This window comes from Shewanella sp. Pdp11, assembly GCF_002838165.1.
GTDB classification, from domain to species: Bacteria; Pseudomonadota; Gammaproteobacteria; order Enterobacterales; family Shewanellaceae; genus Shewanella; species Shewanella hafniensis.
The window spans coordinates 4,201,414-4,217,350 of the sequence record NZ_CP015194.1 but is presented as its reverse complement, the minus strand read 5'-3'; the positions used below and the strand labels follow the sequence as shown (position 1 = coordinate 4,217,350).

General features: G+C 48.0%; 16 protein-coding genes. 10 read left to right on the top strand and 6 right to left on the bottom strand.

What is annotated here, in order from left to right:
* Window positions 1-141: 141 nt before the first annotated feature.
* From AYJ58_RS18560 to AYJ58_RS18540, 5 genes are all read right to left on the bottom strand, one after another.
* On the bottom strand, window positions 142-936 hold the full coding sequence (locus AYJ58_RS18560) for a substrate-binding periplasmic protein (RefSeq protein ID WP_106651251.1): 795 nt from the start codon (window positions 934-936) through the stop codon (window positions 142-144).
* A 191-nt stretch (window positions 937-1,127) separates the two neighbouring features.
* Complete coding sequence (locus AYJ58_RS18555; protein WP_106651250.1) at window positions 1,128-2,330, bottom strand: metallophosphoesterase; 1,203 nt, start codon at window positions 2,328-2,330, stop codon at window positions 1,128-1,130.
* Between the two features lie 294 nt (window positions 2,331-2,624).
* Window positions 2,625-3,095, bottom strand: coding sequence for a nuclear transport factor 2 family protein (locus tag AYJ58_RS18550; protein ID WP_198555510.1), 471 nt, complete (start codon window positions 3,093-3,095; stop codon window positions 2,625-2,627).
* Window positions 3,096-3,097: 2 nt separating this feature from the next.
* Window positions 3,098-3,790 carry a DsbA family protein gene (locus AYJ58_RS18545; protein ID WP_106651249.1) on the bottom strand — a complete coding sequence of 231 codons (693 nt, stop codon included), beginning with the start codon at window positions 3,788-3,790 and terminating at the stop codon, window positions 3,098-3,100.
* A gap of 240 nt (window positions 3,791-4,030) precedes the next feature.
* Window positions 4,031-4,954: an MBL fold metallo-hydrolase gene (locus AYJ58_RS18540; RefSeq protein WP_106651248.1), complete on the bottom strand. Its 924-nt coding sequence runs from the start codon at window positions 4,952-4,954 to the stop codon at window positions 4,031-4,033.
* A 244-nt stretch (window positions 4,955-5,198) separates the two neighbouring features.
* On the opposite strand from AYJ58_RS18540, the gene AYJ58_RS18535 reads away from it, so the two are divergent.
* Window positions 5,199-6,140: a LysR family transcriptional regulator gene (locus AYJ58_RS18535; protein WP_106651247.1), complete on the top strand. Its 942-nt coding sequence runs from the start codon at window positions 5,199-5,201 to the stop codon at window positions 6,138-6,140.
* A 140-nt stretch (window positions 6,141-6,280) separates the two neighbouring features.
* Here AYJ58_RS18535 and ettA read toward each other — a convergent pair whose 3' ends face one another.
* A complete protein-coding gene (ettA, locus tag AYJ58_RS18530) occupies window positions 6,281-7,948 on the bottom strand; it encodes an energy-dependent translational throttle protein EttA (RefSeq protein ID WP_106651246.1) in 1,668 nt (555 codons plus the stop codon).
* 189 nt (window positions 7,949-8,137) lie between these two features.
* Here ettA and glyA point away from each other — a divergent pair, with 189 nt between their 5' ends.
* The 9 genes from glyA to AYJ58_RS18485 all read left to right on the top strand — a co-directional run bounded on the left by glyA (window position 8,138) and on the right by AYJ58_RS18485 (window position 15,809).
* A complete protein-coding gene (gene glyA, locus AYJ58_RS18525) occupies window positions 8,138-9,391 on the top strand; it encodes a serine hydroxymethyltransferase (RefSeq protein WP_106651245.1) in 1,254 nt (417 codons plus the stop codon).
* A gap of 200 nt (window positions 9,392-9,591) precedes the next feature.
* Window positions 9,592-10,041, top strand: coding sequence for a transcriptional regulator NrdR (gene nrdR, locus AYJ58_RS18520; RefSeq protein ID WP_006082643.1), 450 nt, complete (start codon window positions 9,592-9,594; stop codon window positions 10,039-10,041).
* Window positions 10,042-10,160: 119 nt separating this feature from the next.
* Entirely contained in the window at window positions 10,161-11,315 is a 1,155-nt protein-coding gene (gene ribD / locus AYJ58_RS18515) for a bifunctional diaminohydroxyphosphoribosylaminopyrimidine deaminase/5-amino-6-(5-phosphoribosylamino)uracil reductase RibD (RefSeq protein ID WP_198555509.1), read from the top strand.
* A 67-nt stretch (window positions 11,316-11,382) separates the two neighbouring features.
* Entirely contained in the window at window positions 11,383-12,039 is a 657-nt protein-coding gene (locus tag AYJ58_RS18510) for a riboflavin synthase (RefSeq protein WP_106651244.1), read from the top strand.
* A gap of 95 nt (window positions 12,040-12,134) precedes the next feature.
* Window positions 12,135-13,238: a bifunctional 3,4-dihydroxy-2-butanone-4-phosphate synthase/GTP cyclohydrolase II gene (gene ribBA / locus AYJ58_RS18505; protein ID WP_006082640.1), complete on the top strand. Its 1,104-nt coding sequence runs from the start codon at window positions 12,135-12,137 to the stop codon at window positions 13,236-13,238.
* A gap of 130 nt (window positions 13,239-13,368) precedes the next feature.
* Window positions 13,369-13,848, top strand: a complete 480-nt coding sequence (ribH, locus tag AYJ58_RS18500; protein ID WP_006082639.1) for a 6,7-dimethyl-8-ribityllumazine synthase — start codon at window positions 13,369-13,371, stop codon at window positions 13,846-13,848.
* 11 nt (window positions 13,849-13,859) lie between these two features.
* The gene (nusB, locus tag AYJ58_RS18495; RefSeq protein ID WP_006082638.1) at window positions 13,860-14,264 is read left to right on the top strand and encodes a transcription antitermination factor NusB; all 405 of its coding nucleotides are present in this window, start codon (window positions 13,860-13,862) and stop codon (window positions 14,262-14,264) included.
* A gap of 78 nt (window positions 14,265-14,342) precedes the next feature.
* The gene (gene thiL, locus AYJ58_RS18490) at window positions 14,343-15,299 is read left to right on the top strand and encodes a thiamine-phosphate kinase (protein WP_106651243.1); all 957 of its coding nucleotides are present in this window, start codon (window positions 14,343-14,345) and stop codon (window positions 15,297-15,299) included.
* A gap of 15 nt (window positions 15,300-15,314) precedes the next feature.
* Window positions 15,315-15,809: a phosphatidylglycerophosphatase A family protein gene (locus AYJ58_RS18485; RefSeq protein WP_106651242.1), complete on the top strand. Its 495-nt coding sequence runs from the start codon at window positions 15,315-15,317 to the stop codon at window positions 15,807-15,809.
* The last annotated feature ends 128 nt before the right edge of the window (window positions 15,810-15,937 follow it).

The window sequence follows — 15,937 nt, the reverse complement described above, 5'->3', positions numbered from 1 at the left end:
ACGTACGCCAGTTGGGTAAAAGTTTGTAAAGGTAAGCGAACGAAAATGAAAGAAATTGTGTTTTTTGAGCATTGAGCACAATTCAACGCAGCTTTTGTGGCTTTTTTGTGCAAATGGCCTGAGCGAGAAGACCCTCGTGCGCTAGGGATGGACCTCTGTAGGCGATTTTTCGACTGGGGCTTGAGTCGTTTCCACCTGAGGAAATTGGCTTAAAATAGAAGCTAAGCGACCATCGCGGCGCATACTCTCTAAACCTTGATTAAAATCCGTCACTAACTGCTGATGATCCGTCACGGCCAAAGACACCCCTAAGTGAAATACCTCAGTTGCTATGGGGTGACCGACTTGTTCAAAGGCATCGTCATATTCAGCGGAGCCTTTTTTGATTAAGTATCTGGCTAAGTTATGGCCAATCAAGACTAAGTCGATGCGCTTTAAAAATAGCTTCTTGAGGTTCATTTCATCCGAATTGCCTTCTTCGGTGGTGAGCCCAGCGGCGAAGATTTCGGGTGGATTAGCGTAACCGCGGCCTATGCCAATCGTGTAGGGTTTGAGATCTGAGAGCTGACTGAAACTCAGCGGCGCATCTTTACGTTTATAAAACACAATTTGCACCGGTTGGATAGGCGCAGAATATTGGGCCCATTGCTCACGCTCTTTACGATACCAGAGCCCAATGATGCCATCGGCTTGGCCCGTTTTAACGAGTAAGGCGGCGCGAGCGAAGGGATAAAACTTGAGGCTGGCATTGTAACCTTGGCGTTTAAAGGCTTCTTTGACCACTTGGGCAACGCCGCCTTGTTCGGGTAAGGCATCGGCATAAAAAGGAGGGTAGTTAGTGGCGACTAAATGAAGTTCTCGACCCGCAAATACGGGCTGGATGAAGCCGAGCATAAACAAGCAAAAGCCAGATAATGTGAGTAATTGCTTCCCCATTTCCACTCCAGCACTGAGGTGAGTCGCACTTGGCTTGAGTATAGTCAGAGTTAATTGAAACTGGCGAACTTATGAATACTAAGATGCGTGCATGTTTGCCCTTACTCATTTATACATTCGCGCCCTCGCTTATTCATGCATTAGGGCGCTAGGGCATTCACATATTATGGTGAAGAGACTAGCGAGGTGTCTTATAGTGAAACCTGCTCACCCTGATACAGACCGCGGCTGAGTTTGCCGGCGTCGATAAGCAAGAGTTCACCGGATTGACCATTCTTAATACTGCTGTCTATCGCAATGATTTTATTGTGATAGAGGCCAAGCACTTGCTCCTGCGATGTGTGTCCAACGACAATATGCTCTACCTTGAAATAGTTCAGTATGCTATCGATATCCGACTCTTTCAGTTCATCTTTAAAGTATCCGCGATACCAAGTCGGGCCATTGGTAAAAAACAGAAAGTTGAGTAAATCATCCTTTTTTAAATCGGCTTTTTTATCATCTAAATGCTGACGAAAGAGTTGGTTAGCCTCGCTGATATGTAATTTACGCTCGATCCATTCAGGGCTGATGCCGCCGTGCATAAACAAGATATTATTGATTTTGACTAAGGTATGTTTGCTGCGAAGCCATTTGCCTATTTCGGTGTCTTTGTTGTAGAGCGCATCGTAGCTGCGTTTGAGTAAATCGGCCGAGACTTGATAGCGTTCGTTGACGTAGCGTAAGTCGCCGCGAAACACCATTTGCTCGTGATTGCCCATGAGTAGATGTAAGCGTCCGCCCGCAGCTTGAGCTTCTTGGTCTAAGGTATATAAAAACCACAATACTTCATTGACTTGATGGCCACGGTCAAACATGTCGCCCGTCATCACCATATGGCCGTCACCAAAGGCCCAGTGGTTATCTTTGTCGATAATCTTATGGGCTTTTAGTAAGTTAATCATCACATCAAATTGGCCGTGCACATCGCTAAGGGCGACAATTTTGCTGACATGGGTGAAGGTATCGGGCTCAACGGTGGCCGCTAGTGTGTGAAGATGGGGCGATGGTAATTCACCGCAACTGGCTGGGCGAGTTAACTGCGCCTTCGCAATCGGTGTTTGTTTTAGCTCACTCTGGCAAATCCAATAGGCAGTGTCTTGTTGAGCATCGTTTAAAAACACATAAGGGCCATCGGTGACGCTGCTTTCTTGAATCTTTAGTTCTGGCTCGGCTTCACTGGTATTGGCCGCGAATGAGTTAAAGGAGAGTGAGACAAAGGGAAGCGCGGTAACAAACCATAATAGGGGGATGAATTTTCTATGTTGCTTCATTATCCATTGGCTGGTTTGGCTCAGTCGGGTATTAGAGAGTGTGATGGGGTGGGCCCCGACTGGCATCGAATTGATTCGCATTAGACCGCATCCTTGTTCTTGTTTTAGTTATTCATTCTGTCATTTTAGACACTTGAGTTGATGAGTCTTCGAATGTGTAGTTTTACGAAGTTAATCTCAAATGCTCAATTTCAAACGTTCAGTCTCAATGGCTTAATCTTAAGCGCTCAAGATATTCAAAACACTAAATCATACGGATAAGGCTTAACATCGGCAAGTCGTGAGACGGGCTAAAGTAAACTTGCCCGCCTCATTATTCAGTTATTGCATCATGGCATTTTTATCGCGCATAACTGTTGTTATAGGTATTGGCAATTACATGGCATTGACTACGGTATTACTATCGACAAACTGCTCAAAACTGACGATTTTACCGCTGTGTATCTTCCATAAGTGGGCGACTCTGGCGCTAAAATGCTTGCCTGTTTTGACATAGGTTCCTGAATAAGTGCCGAAGGCAAAAACCTTATCGCCTTGGGCGACATAGTCTTCGATATCGACGCGATAGTTATCCCATTCAGTTTCAAGGCGGGCGAACACCTTGGTGGCTATCGCGCTAAAGCCTACGTAAGTGCCTGCATAGGGAAAACCTGCCGCCTCTGTCCAGCGTGCGTCACTCGCTAAGGCATGCTGAAGATTTTTGGCGTTCTCGGCTGAGCTACTTCCCTCATAGGTGCTTTTAACCAGAGCAAGATTCGCATCAGCCTGCCTTGCTGTTTCGATAAGACTTAACTGAGCAGGCTCACTCACTAATGAAGCTGTTGAAACACCATTAAACGTTGGCATGATTATGACTCAAACTGTGCTTCAAGATGGCTTAGCCACTGGGCGGGTTGGCCGTAGAAGCGGTTAATATTAATGGCGGTGATGTTGCCATCATTATCCTCTATAGCCATCGAAGGGAAACCTTGGGCGCCTATCAAATTCAACAATGCTCTAGATTCAACGATATGCTCATACAGCTTGTCGTCACCTTGGGCATAATGCTGTGCAAAGCTCATAGGGTCGAGCCCAAGTTCAGCGGCTAAGCTTGCGAGATTACCTTCATCACTGGCGCTGTGACCATCACGGTAATGGGCGAGTTGTACTGAGTGTAGATAAGCCAAACTGTCGCCACCCAAAGCATCGACTGCGAGCATAGCTTTAATAGGAGGCGCAGAGTCGAGTATGACTGTGGTATCGCGCAGCAGACCATCAAAGTAGTTTTCACCAAAAGGCTGGCCAGTTAGTTCGCTAATGCGAAGATCGTGGGGCATAACATAGTCGCGCCAGTTGGCATCGATTTGTTTGCGTCTTGGTCCTGTAAGCATACCGCCGCCGTGGAGCTTAATGCTAAAGCCAGCTTTTGCGGCTGCATCGAGCAGTGGCGCTGCGGCATAACACCAACCACATAAAGGGTCGATAATTGCGTGCAGAGTACGCACTTTAGCCGTTGCTGTGCTGTTGGCCGTGCGAGTAGAAGGAGTTGTTGGGTGAGTCATAGTGTTAAACCTTTTGGCTTAAATTGCAAAATTACGTTCTAAGTATTTGATATTGTGAAGTTAAATGGCGATCATGGTACGGCTGTTGATAGGATTATTTAAGTGCAGCTAGTCAGGTGCAGTTATGTAGATGCTGTTATTTAGGTCAGAACTGGCACGCAATTGCTCACGTGCCTGCCTTTAACTATTCTCACTTATGCCTAACTCGCTGTCGCCATCGCTAAGATATTAGTGCTGGGCTTACATAGGCCAGGTCATTTCGCCCTTGATAACTTTGGCGCTGATCTCAAGCCCTGCATCGGCTGGCATTTGTGGGTATAGCGCCAGCATCTTTTGGATTAATTCGGCTGAATCTTTCGAGGCTTTTGCTGCGATTTCAAAGGCCTTTACATACTCACGGGTAAAACCGATGGCGCGGGTATCAAATCGCGCTTCGCCTAAGTAGTGTCCTGGGATCACTGTAGTCGGCAGCAGTTTTTCCATCGCATCTAAATGGGTTAACCATTCCTGACGCTCTGCGGCAGTTTGAGTGTCTGCCATCCAAACATGCGTGTTATCAAATACTTCTACCCCACCTGTGATGGTTTTTGCCGATGGTACCCACAGGAAAGTGTGTTTAGGGTGTTTATCATTAAAACCTTCGATAATCACTTGCTCACCGTCGATGGTGAAAGTGTCGCTGTGAATCGCCTTAGGTAACACTAATTCACTTGGCGCATTGTCCTTTAAGATCGGTCCCCAGTAGGCGAGCTTGCCTTCCATTGAGGCTTTAATCGCATCGACTGTGGTTTGAGTTGCGACGATTTGTGCATCGGGAAAATGCTTTTTAATCACGGCTAAGCCGAAATAAAAGTCAGGGTCGCTATGGCTGATATACACCTGAGTCAGCTTTTTACCGCTGGCCTTGATGGTATCAACCAAGGTTTGGGCATCGTTATTTTGAAATTGTGCATCGACTAACATCATTTCGTGTTCGCCACTGATAAAGCTCGATGACACGGCAAAGATGCTGTTTTCGCCCGGATTAAAATGGCTCACTTGCAATGGCGCAGCATTGACCGCGCCAAGTCCCGCTAGCAGTAAGGTAGCGGCTAGACTGATGTTAGACGAGGCCTTCAATGTGGCGTTAACTGTGTTGCGTAAAGCATAGGTCGATGTGTTCATTTTGGGCTCACTTATAGTCACAGGATGAAAGAGTAAAAAGGTTCGATTTAGCATTCATTGATTTGCAGCTGCTGCAAAAAGTGAGTTAAGTATAGGTTGCAATAATCAATAGATAAATGCGAGTATCTGCCCATGTTTGTTGCATAAATCGGACGAATTGCCGCGTGCGCCCTTGGACTCTGACTTACCTTGAACTCTGAGTTATTGTTATGCGGGAACGCGAAAATGTGAGTGGAGATAAATCATGGATAGACTCGAAGCGGCTAAGGTGTTTGTGACTATTGTTGAGCGCGGCAGCATGGTAAGTGCCGCTAATGCCTTAGATATGTCGCGTTCTATGGTGACCCGTTACTTGAGCGAAATGGAGGAATGGTCTGGTGCTAGATTATTGCATCGCTCGACGCGAAGCCTCAGCTTAACGCCAGCGGGCGAGCAAGTGCTGGACTATTGCCATCGGCTGCTCGAACTGGCAAATGAAGTGCCCGCGGTGAGTCATGCTGCGGTGGCGATTCCGCGCGGATTATTGCGCATTAGTTGCTCCCAGTTTTTGGCGCATCAGATTTTAGCGCCCGTGGTGCGCCAATACTTAGCCAGTTATCCGCAGGCGAGTGTGAATATCCACGTGAGTAGCCAAACCGTCGATCTGGTCGCCGAGCGGATTGATCTGGCGATTCGCATCACCAATGAACTCGATCCTAACCTTATCGCGAGGCGCTTAGGTGAATGCGAATCTGTGGTGTGCGCTGCACCGAGTTATCTTGCCGCGCGCGCGCCTGTGCTGCATCCCGAAGATTTGACCCAGCATAACTGCTTAACCTATTCCTACTTTGGCGATGTGATGTGGCGCTTTTATCAAACCGATCTAGCTGCAAGACAAGCTCTGGTGCAGCACTCCGATCCTAAGTTAAACCAAGGCAAGGCGTTTAATGTGCCTGTGAATGGTAATTTCAGCGCCAATGATTCCATGGTGGTACTCAATGCTACGCTGGCTGGTGAGGGAATTGCTATGCAGCCGCTATGGGCGGCGAAACCCTATTTAGACTCGGGTCAGTTGGTGCCTTTATTGACTGAGTTTAAGCCGCAGTCCCTTGGAGTATATGGCGTGTATCAATCTCGCAAACATATGCAGCCCGCATTAAGAGTGATGATGGATATGCTGGTGGCCTACTTTGCTAGTTTGAAATAGTGTTAGCTTGAAATAGTGCCAAAGCTTGCGGCACTTATAGCGTAACGGGATGCCATAAAAAAGGAGCTTAACCCTTTCGAGCTAAACTCCTCAGATTTACACTTGTCTAGATTCTAGATTCTAGATTCTAGATTCTAGATTTACTTTATCATGCGCTTGTATTTCAAGCGGTGTGGCTCAACCACATCGGCGCCATAGGTGTTTTTCAACCATGCCGAGTATTCTGTGTAGTTACCTTCGTAGAAGTTCACTTGGCCTTCGTCACGGTAATCCAGAATGTGGGTCGCGATACGGTCTAAGAACCAACGGTCATGCGAAATCACCATAGCGCAACCTGGGAATTCCAGAATCGCTTCTTCCAGTGCGCGCAGGGTTTCAACGTCTAAGTCGTTGGTGGGTTCGTCGAGGAGTAACACGTTACCGCCCGCTTGCAACAGTTTGGCTAAATGCACGCGGTTACGTTCACCACCCGACAGAGTACCGATGATTTTTTGCTGATCGCCACCACGGAAGTTGAAGCGGCCCACATAGGCGCGGCTCGGGATTTCCATGTTGTTGATGCGCATGATGTCCTGACCACCGGAGATTTCTTCCCAAATGGTGTTCTTATCATTCATCGAATCGCGGAACTGCTCAACCGAGGCCAGTTGCACAGTTTCACCCAGCTCAATGCTGCCGCTGTCTGGTTTTTCTGCGCCGGATAACATGCGGAACAGGGTCGATTTACCCGCGCCGTTGGCACCGATAATGCCGACGATTGCGCCCTTAGGTACTGAGAACGACAAGTTGTCGATCAAAACGCGGTCACCGTAAGACTTGGTCAGGTTATTCACTTCAATAACCTTGTCACCTAAACGTGGTCCGGGCGGAATAAACAGCTCGTTGGTTTCGTTACGTTTTTGGTAATCGTTAGTGTTCAGTTCTTCAAAGCGCGCCATACGAGCCTTGCCCTTAGACTGACGACCTTTGGCACCTTGACGTACCCATTCCAATTCCTTGGCAATGGTCTTTTGGCGAGCGCTTTCTGTGGCTGATTCTTGCTTCAGACGGGCATCTTTCTGCTCAAGCCATGAAGAATAATTACCTTCCCACGGAATACCTTCACCGCGGTCGAGTTCTAAAATCCAGCCAGCGGCATTGTCGAGGAAGTATCTGTCGTGGGTAATCGCGACCACAGTACCAGCATACTCCTGCAAGAAGTGCTCAAGCCAAGCCACTGATTCCGCATCCAAGTGGTTGGTTGGTTCGTCGAGCAGCAGCATTTCAGGCTTTTCAAGCAGCAAGCGACAAATCGCCACGCGGCGACGTTCACCACCGGATAACACTTCGATTTTCTCATCCCAATCAGGTAGACGTAGGGCGTTAGCTGCGCGCTCAAGGATATGATCTAAGTTATGGGCATCCTGGGCTTGGATAATGGCTTCGAGTTCACCTTGCTCTTTGGCAAGGGCATCGAAATCGGCATCCGGCTCGGCGTAGGCTGCGTAAACGGCATCGAGGCGAGTTAGGGCATTTTTTGCCTCAGAGACGGCTTCTTCAATCGCTTCACGCACGGTTTGGGTTGGATCGAGTTTAGGTTCCTGCGGTAGGTAACCGATTTTCAATCCCGGCATTGGGCGCGCTTCACCTTCAATTTCGGTGTCGATACCCGCCATAATACGCAGTAGTGTCGACTTACCTGAACCGTTAAGGCCGAGTACACCAATTTTGGCGCCGGGGAAAAAGCTTAAAGAAATATCTTTAAGGATCTGCTTCTTAGGCGGAACAATTTTTCCCACCCGCAGCATGCTGTAAACAAACTGAGCCATTTTTCTCTATCTTAAGTGACTAATGATGCGGCTAATTCTACTCGATTGCACGCCGAACTCAACTCGACAATGAGCCAAGTTCAAGCTAAAACGCTAGGAATTTCATGTTTCAAATACTGGGATTGTGGTCGCGTTCCGAGTAGAATACCGCGCAACCCTACCTATAAGAATTGGCAGCTGGAGTAAGCAATGCTGAAAAAAGATATGAATATCGCAGATTATGATCCGGAACTGTTTAACGCAATTCAGAACGAAACTCTGCGTCAAGAAGAGCATATTGAGCTGATTGCTTCTGAAAACTACACCAGTCCACGCGTGATGGAAGCGCAAGGTTCACAGTTAACCAATAAGTACGCTGAAGGCTATCCAGGCAAGCGTTACTACGGTGGTTGTGAGTATGTGGACGTAGTTGAAACCTTAGCGATTGAACGTGCTAAACAACTGTTTGGCGCAACTTACGCTAACGTACAACCTCATTCAGGTTCACAGGCAAACAGCGCGGTTTACATGGCATTGTTAAAACCTGGCGATACCGTACTGGGCATGAACTTAGCTCATGGTGGTCACTTGACCCACGGTTCACCGGTTAACTTCTCTGGCAAACTGTACAACATCATTCCTTACGGTATCGACGAGTCTGGCAAAATTGACTACGACGAGATGGAACGTCTGGCCGTAGAACACAAGCCTAAGATGATGATCGGCGGTTTCTCTGCCTACTCAGGTATCGTTGATTGGGCAAAAATGCGTGAAATCGCAGACAAAATAGGTGCTTACCTATTTGTCGATATGGCGCACGTTGCCGGTCTTATTGCTGCTGGCGTTTATCCAAACCCAGTGCCACACGCACACGTTGTCACTTCAACGACTCACAAAACCTTAGCGGGTCCTCGTGGTGGCGTGATCCTATCTGCTGCTGACGATGAAGACTTGTACAAAAAGTTGAACTCTGCGGTATTCCCAGGCGGTCAAGGTGGCCCATTGATGCACGTTATCGCTGGTAAAGCGGTGGCGTTCAAAGAAGCCCTAGAGCCAGAATTTAAAGTTTACCAACAGCAAGTGGTTAACAACGCTAAAGCTATGGTTGAAGTGTTCCTTGAGCGCGGTTACAAAATCGTCTCTGGCGGAACCAGCAACCACTTAATGCTAGTTGACCTGATTGGTCGTGACTTAACCGGTAAAGAAGCCGATGCCGCCTTAGGTAGCGCTAACATTACCGTGAACAAAAACTCAGTGCCAAACGATCCACGTTCACCTTTTGTGACTTCAGGTGTACGTATCGGTACGCCTGCGATTACGCGCCGCGGTTTTAAAGAAGCGGAATCGAAAGAGCTGACTGGCTGGATTTGTGACATCCTTGATGATGCTAACAATCCTGCAGTGATTGAGCGTGTTAAAGGCCAAGTATTGGCACTGTGCGCACGTTTCCCTGTTTACGGTTAATCTGTAAATAGTCTCCTTTTTGTGGTGCTGAGCCTAACAAGCATCAGGTGGTTAACCTCAGCCCATAAATAGGATAAAATCCCATGGCCGCATTAAGCGGCCATTTTTATTGCTAAAATCTTAGACTTAAACCAAACAGGCTAACCTTAGATAACATAGTAAAGCCAACGGCTTTACGTCATTCACTGGCAGGAGGCTCAATGCATTGTCCATTTTGCAGCGCGACAGATACTAAAGTCATCGATTCTCGATTAGTGGCGGAAGGCCATCAAGTGCGCCGTCGCCGAGAATGCACCGAATGCCATGAAAGATTTACCACCTTTGAAGGCGCAGAATTAGTCATGCCTAGGGTGATTAAGCGCGATGGTTCACGCCAACCCTTCGATGAAGAAAAACTCCAAGGTGGCATGCTGCGCGCCGTTGAGAAACGCCCTGTGTCTATGGATGAAATCGAGCAAGCACTCAGTAAAATCAAATCGACCCTGCGCGCCACTGGCGAGCGAGAAGTACCATCAGAAATGGTCGGTAACTTGATGATGGAGCAATTGATGAGCCTAGATAAAGTCGCCTATATACGTTTTGCTTCTGTGTACCGCGCCTTTGAAGACGTGTCTGAATTTGGTGAGGCCATCGCTAAACTGCAAAAGTAGTCATTGAGTTTTGTCGCCGACAAGGCAAACGTGTACGAGCGATTGGCGTGAAAGCACAAATTTAAAAGACAGGTTTGTAAGACTGGTGAAAGCCGAAACCTTTAACAACAGGGTTGAACATGAGCTTGAACATAAGTTGGTCCGTACTCGATATCCAAATGATGAGCCGCGCGATTCAATTAGCGCGCAAAGGCTTTTACACCACGAGACCCAATCCCAGTGTGGGCTGCGTTATCGTTAAAGATAATCAGATTGTCGGCGAAGGTTATCATCAAAAAGCGGGTGAGCCCCACGCCGAAGTGCATGCGCTACGTATGGCAGGTGAGCACGCCCGCGGCGCAACGGCCTATGTCACCTTAGAGCCCTGCAGCCATTATGGCCGCACGCCGCCCTGTGCCTTGGCGCTGATCAATATTGGCGTCAAACGTGTGGTGGTGGCGGTGGAAGATCCTAATCCGCAAGTCGGTGGGCGCGGTATTCAAATGCTGCGCGACGCCGGTATTGAAGTGGATGTGGGATTACACCGTGATGAAGCTTATGCCTTGAATTTAGGTTTTATGAAGCGGATGGAATCGGGTTTGCCCAGAGTTACAGTCAAATTGGCTGCGAGTCTCGATGGTAAAACCGCGCTGTCTAACGGGGTATCTAAATGGATTACCGGCCCTGAATCTCGCCGCGACGTGCAGCGTTTACGCTTACGTTCCTGCGCCTTGGTCACTGGGATTGAAACCATATTGGCTGACGATCCCTCACTCAATGTGCGATATCAAGAACTTGGCGACATAAAAGACTGCGTAACTGAGGCGCAATTACTGCAGCCATTAAGGGTGATACTCGACAGTCGCGCCCGTTTGCCGTTATCGGCTGCCTGTTTGGCTATCGTATCGCCGATACTCTTGGTCTCGACCGTGGCTTATCCCGCAGAGTTTCAAGCACAATTGCCCTCCCATGTGAGTTGCCTAGTATTACCAGCAATTGCAGGTCGCGTATCTTTACCTGAACTATTAAGCTATTTAGGCCAAAGTTGTAATCACGTGCTGGTGGAAGCGGGGGCAACCTTAGCAGGCGCATTTTTAGCACAGGGGCTGGCTGATGAATTAGTGCTGTACCAAGCGATGAAAATCCTCGGCGGGCAAGGGCGTAATCTGCTGCAGCTACCCGATTATCAAACCATGGCGCAAATTCCTGCATTAACTTTGTTCGATGAGCGCAAATTAGGGCCAGATACCCGTTTAATCTTGAGCGTTATGCTTGATACTTCTTTATTTAATTAGGGCAAGATAACCGTTAAACCTTGAGTCTTATGCCTTATTACTTCTTTATCGAATAAGTGAGTTAACCATGTTTACTGGGATTATTGAAGCCGTTGGCACCCTGCGAAAGCTTGAACGCAAGGGCGATGATATTCGTTTGACCGTGGCGAGCGGCAAACTGGATTTAAACGATGTGCGTTTAGGCGACAGTATTGCCACCAACGGTGTGTGTTTAACGGTTGTGCAGCAATTAGCCGACGGTTATGTGGCCGATGTTTCTGCCGAAACCGTGAGTCTAACTGGCTTTGCTAACTACAAAGTGGGCACTAAGGTAAATCTTGAAAAAGCCGTTACCCCAACCACACGTTTAGGCGGGCACATGGTCAGCGGCCATGTTGACGGTATTGCTATGGTTGAGCAACGCTTAGTGCGTGGTCAAGCCATCGAGTTTTGGTTAGCCGCCCCCGCAGAGCTTGGGCGTTACATTGCCCATAAAGGTTCCATCACCATTGATGGCGTGAGTTTGACGGTTAACGAAGTGGATGGCAGTCGATTCCGCCTGACTATAGTGCCGCATACCGCAGGTGAAACCACGTTAATCGACCTGCAAGCGGGTGATAAGGTGAATATCGAAGTGGATTTGATCGCCCGTTATCTGGAACGCTTGATGAATTATGATGGCAAAGACAGCAAGAGCGGCGGCGTCACCCTAGAAATGTTAGCCCGTGCCGGCTTTGTGCGTTAGTGCACAGGAGCAGATTATTTAACTTAAGCTTATCGGCAGCTTAGGTTATTTAGGTATAGAATTTCATAATAACAGCAAAATCATAAGGTCCTACAATGGCGCTGCACAGTATAGAAGAGATCATCGAAGATATTCGTCAAGGCAAAATGGTTATTTTGATGGATGACGAAGACAGAGAAAACGAAGGTGATTTGATCATGGCGGCCGAAATGGTCACGCCAGAAGCGATTAACTTTATGGCGAAATATGGCCGTGGGCTTATTTGCCAGACCATGACTAAAGCCCGTTGCCAGCAGTTAAACCTACCCTTAATGGTGACGAATAATAACGCCCAGTTCTCGACTAACTTTACGGTTTCTATTGAAGCAGCCGAAGGCGTGACTACTGGTATTTCAGCCCACGACCGCGCGGTAACAGTCAAAGCGGCGGTGGCTAAAGAGGCTAAAGCGTCGGATTTAGTGCAACCTGGGCATATCTTCCCGTTAATGGCGCAGGACGGCGGCGTATTAACCCGCGCGGGCCACACTGAAGCGGGTTGTGATTTAGCCCGTCTTGCGGGACTTGAGCCATCGGGCGTTATTGTTGAGATTTTGAACGAAGACGGCACTATGGCACGTCGCCCTGATTTAGAGATTTTTTCTGAGTTGCATGGCATCAAAATCGGCACTATCGCCGCATTAATCGAGTATCGCAACACCAAAGAAACTACGGTTGTGCGTGAAGCTAAATGCAAACTACCGACCCGTTTCGGCGAGTTCGACATGGTGACCTTCAGAGACACTATCGACAATCAACTGCACTTTGCCTTAGTCAAAGGCGAGGTGAAGAGTGATTGTTTGGTACGCGTGCATTTGCAAAATACCTTCAACGATTTACTCCACTCAGAGCGTGATCAGCAACGCAGCTGGCCACTCGAAAAAGCGATGGAGCGTATTTCTGCAGAAGGTGGTGTATTGGTTTTACTCGGGAATCAAGAACATCCCTGTGAAATCCTCTCTAAGGTGAAAGCCTTTGAAGCTGAAGATCAAGGCCAAGCGCCTGCTTCTGCAAAATGGCAGGGGACGTCGCGCCGTGTGGGTGTGGGGTCGCAAATCCTCGCCAGCCTTGGCGTGACTAAAATGCGCTTACTCAGCTCGCCTAAACGTTATCATTCACTTTCGGGCTTTGGCCTTGAAGTGACTGAGTATGTGGCAGACTGAAATCCAAAGTTACACTAAAGTAAAATTAACAATTTCTGATAATTTGCATAGGGCTCTGGGCAATTGGCTGTGATATCATGTCGCCACTTTTCGCCCCGAGCTGGGTGCTTTAGCTAAATTAGGTAAGATAATGAACGTAGTTCAAGGTAATATCGAAGCGAAAAATGCCAAAGTTGCGATTGTAATTTCGCGTTTCAACAGCTTTTTAGTTGAGAGCTTGCTTGAAGGTGCACTTGACACGCTGAAACGTTTTGGCCAAGTCAGCGACGACAATATCACTGTTGTCCGTGTACCAGGTGCGGTTGAGTTGCCGCTAGCTGCGCGTCGCGTAGCTGCCAGTGGTAAATTCGACGGTATTATCGCATTAGGTGCGGTGATCCGTGGTGGTACTCCTCATTTTGATTTTGTTGCAGGCGAATGTAATAAAGGTCTAGCTCAAGTTGCTTTAGAATTTGATCTGCCTGTTGCTTTCGGTGTTTTGACCACTGATACCATTGAACAAGCGATTGAACGTTCAGGTACCAAAGCGGGTAACAAAGGCGGCGAAGCTGCTTTAAGCCTGCTTGAAATGGTCAATGTTCTGCAAGAACTTGAACAACAGTTGTTATAGTAGGAAAAATAATGAAGCCTTCTGAGCGCCGCAAGGCCCGCCGTTTAGCCGTTCAAGCCATCTATTCATGGCAACTAAGCGGGAATAATATTGCCGATGTCGAGCATGAGTTTTTAACTGAACAAAGTCTTGACGGTGTTGATGTAGCTTATTTTCGTGAGCTATTTTCAGGCGTTGCAACGAAGAAAACCCAATTGGATGAGCTGATCATCCCGCATCTGGAACGCCCGATTGATGAGGTGTCTCCAGTTGAGAAAGCCATAGTTCGTTTAGCGACCTATGAGCTGACTTTCCGTAAAGATGTGCCCTACAAGGTCGCGATTAACGAAGCGATTGAGTTGGCAAAAGCTTTTGGTGCGGACGAGAGTCATAAGTTTGTTAACGGACTGCTCGACAAACTGGTTGCACGCAAGTAATAAAGACAAACGGTATCTTAGGATACCGTTTTTCATTGCTAACAAAGGTGGCCGATGTAAGTCGTGCCAAACTGTACAGTGAAAGAATTCCAATTAATTGAATGTTATTTTAGCAACCGCGGCCCTACTCGCCGTGATGTGAAGCTTGGAATCGGTGACGATTGCGCTTTAGTGCAACCCGCTGAAAACAAGTCGATTGCTATCTCCTGTGACACCTTAGTCGAAAATGTCCACTTCTTCCCCGATATGCCTCCCGCTGCCTTAGGTTACAAAGCCTTAGCGGTAAATTTATCTGATCTGGCTGCCATGGGTGCTGAACCTGCGTGGATGACGCTTGCCTTGACGTTACCTGCAGTCGATGAAACTTGGCTCAGTGGTTTTAGCGAAGGTTTATTTGAAGCGGCCGATTACTATGGCATTGCCTTAATTGGCGGCGATACGACGCGTGGCCCACGGGCGATTAATATCACAGTGCACGGCCAAGTCCCACAGGGAAAGGCCCTCACGCGTCGTGGTGCTAAAGCCGGTGATTGGATTTATGTTACGGGCACTCTCGGAGATTCGGCCTTAGGTCTGGATATCATTCGCGGTGCGCAGCAAGCCAGAGCCGAACATAAAGAATTCCTGATTAATCGCCATTATCGTCCAACACCAAGAGTCTTAGCCGGCCAAGCTTTGCGCTCGCTTGCCTCCAGCGCAATCGATCTTTCCGACGGGTTTATCTCGGATATCGGTCATGTGCTTAAGGCTTCGGCAGTCGGTGCGGTTGTCGATGTTAATTGCATCCCGCTGTCACGCGCGATGCAAGATACCGTCAGCGAGGAAAGTGCTTTAGGTTATGCGCTGACAGGGGGTGAAGATTACGAACTGCTGTTCACCGTTCCTGAGGCGCAAAAAGGCGCACTGGAAACAGCCTTGAGCCATGCGGGTGCAAAGTTTGTTCGTGTTGGACAAATTTGTGCGGGCAGTAAGCTCAAGTTGCAACTCAATGGCGAGCCGTTTACACCGCCTTATCACGGTTTCGAGCACTTTTAAGCTAAGAGCATGTTAATGAAATGGTTGTCAAAGGATCAGGTGCTAACGCGCCTGTCATTAAAAAATCCTGTCCACTTTTTGGCACTTGGATTTGGTAGCGGACTCGCCGCTAAAGCGCCCGGAACCTTTGGTACCTTAGCTGCTATTCCCCTCTATTTATTGATGGCGCCCTTACCACTTACTTGGTATATCGGCTTAACCTTAGTGGGTGTATTCGCAGGATTCTATATCTGTGGTAAAGCGGCGCAAGACATGGGGGTTCACGATCACGGTGCTATTGTGTGGGATGAAGTGGTTGGACTACTGATCACTATGCTAGCTGCACCAAGTGGTTGGGGTTGGTTGTTAGTGGGCTTTGGTTTATTTCGCTTTTTCGACATCATCAAACCTTGGCCTATTCGATGGCTCGATGCCAAAGTTCATGGTGGCTTTGGCATTATGATTGACGATGTGTTAGCGGGCGTGTTTTCGTTTATTTGCCTGCAAGGGCTAGTCTGGTGTGTTAGCTAACATTTTCGCTAGTCTGACATGATAGCTAATTTAACTTGTTAGTTAACATGGGCAACAACTAACCCTTACTCTTGATTTTGCATTTTTCTGATTGAAGCTTGATTGAAGGAATTCGCTGCTTATCCCTT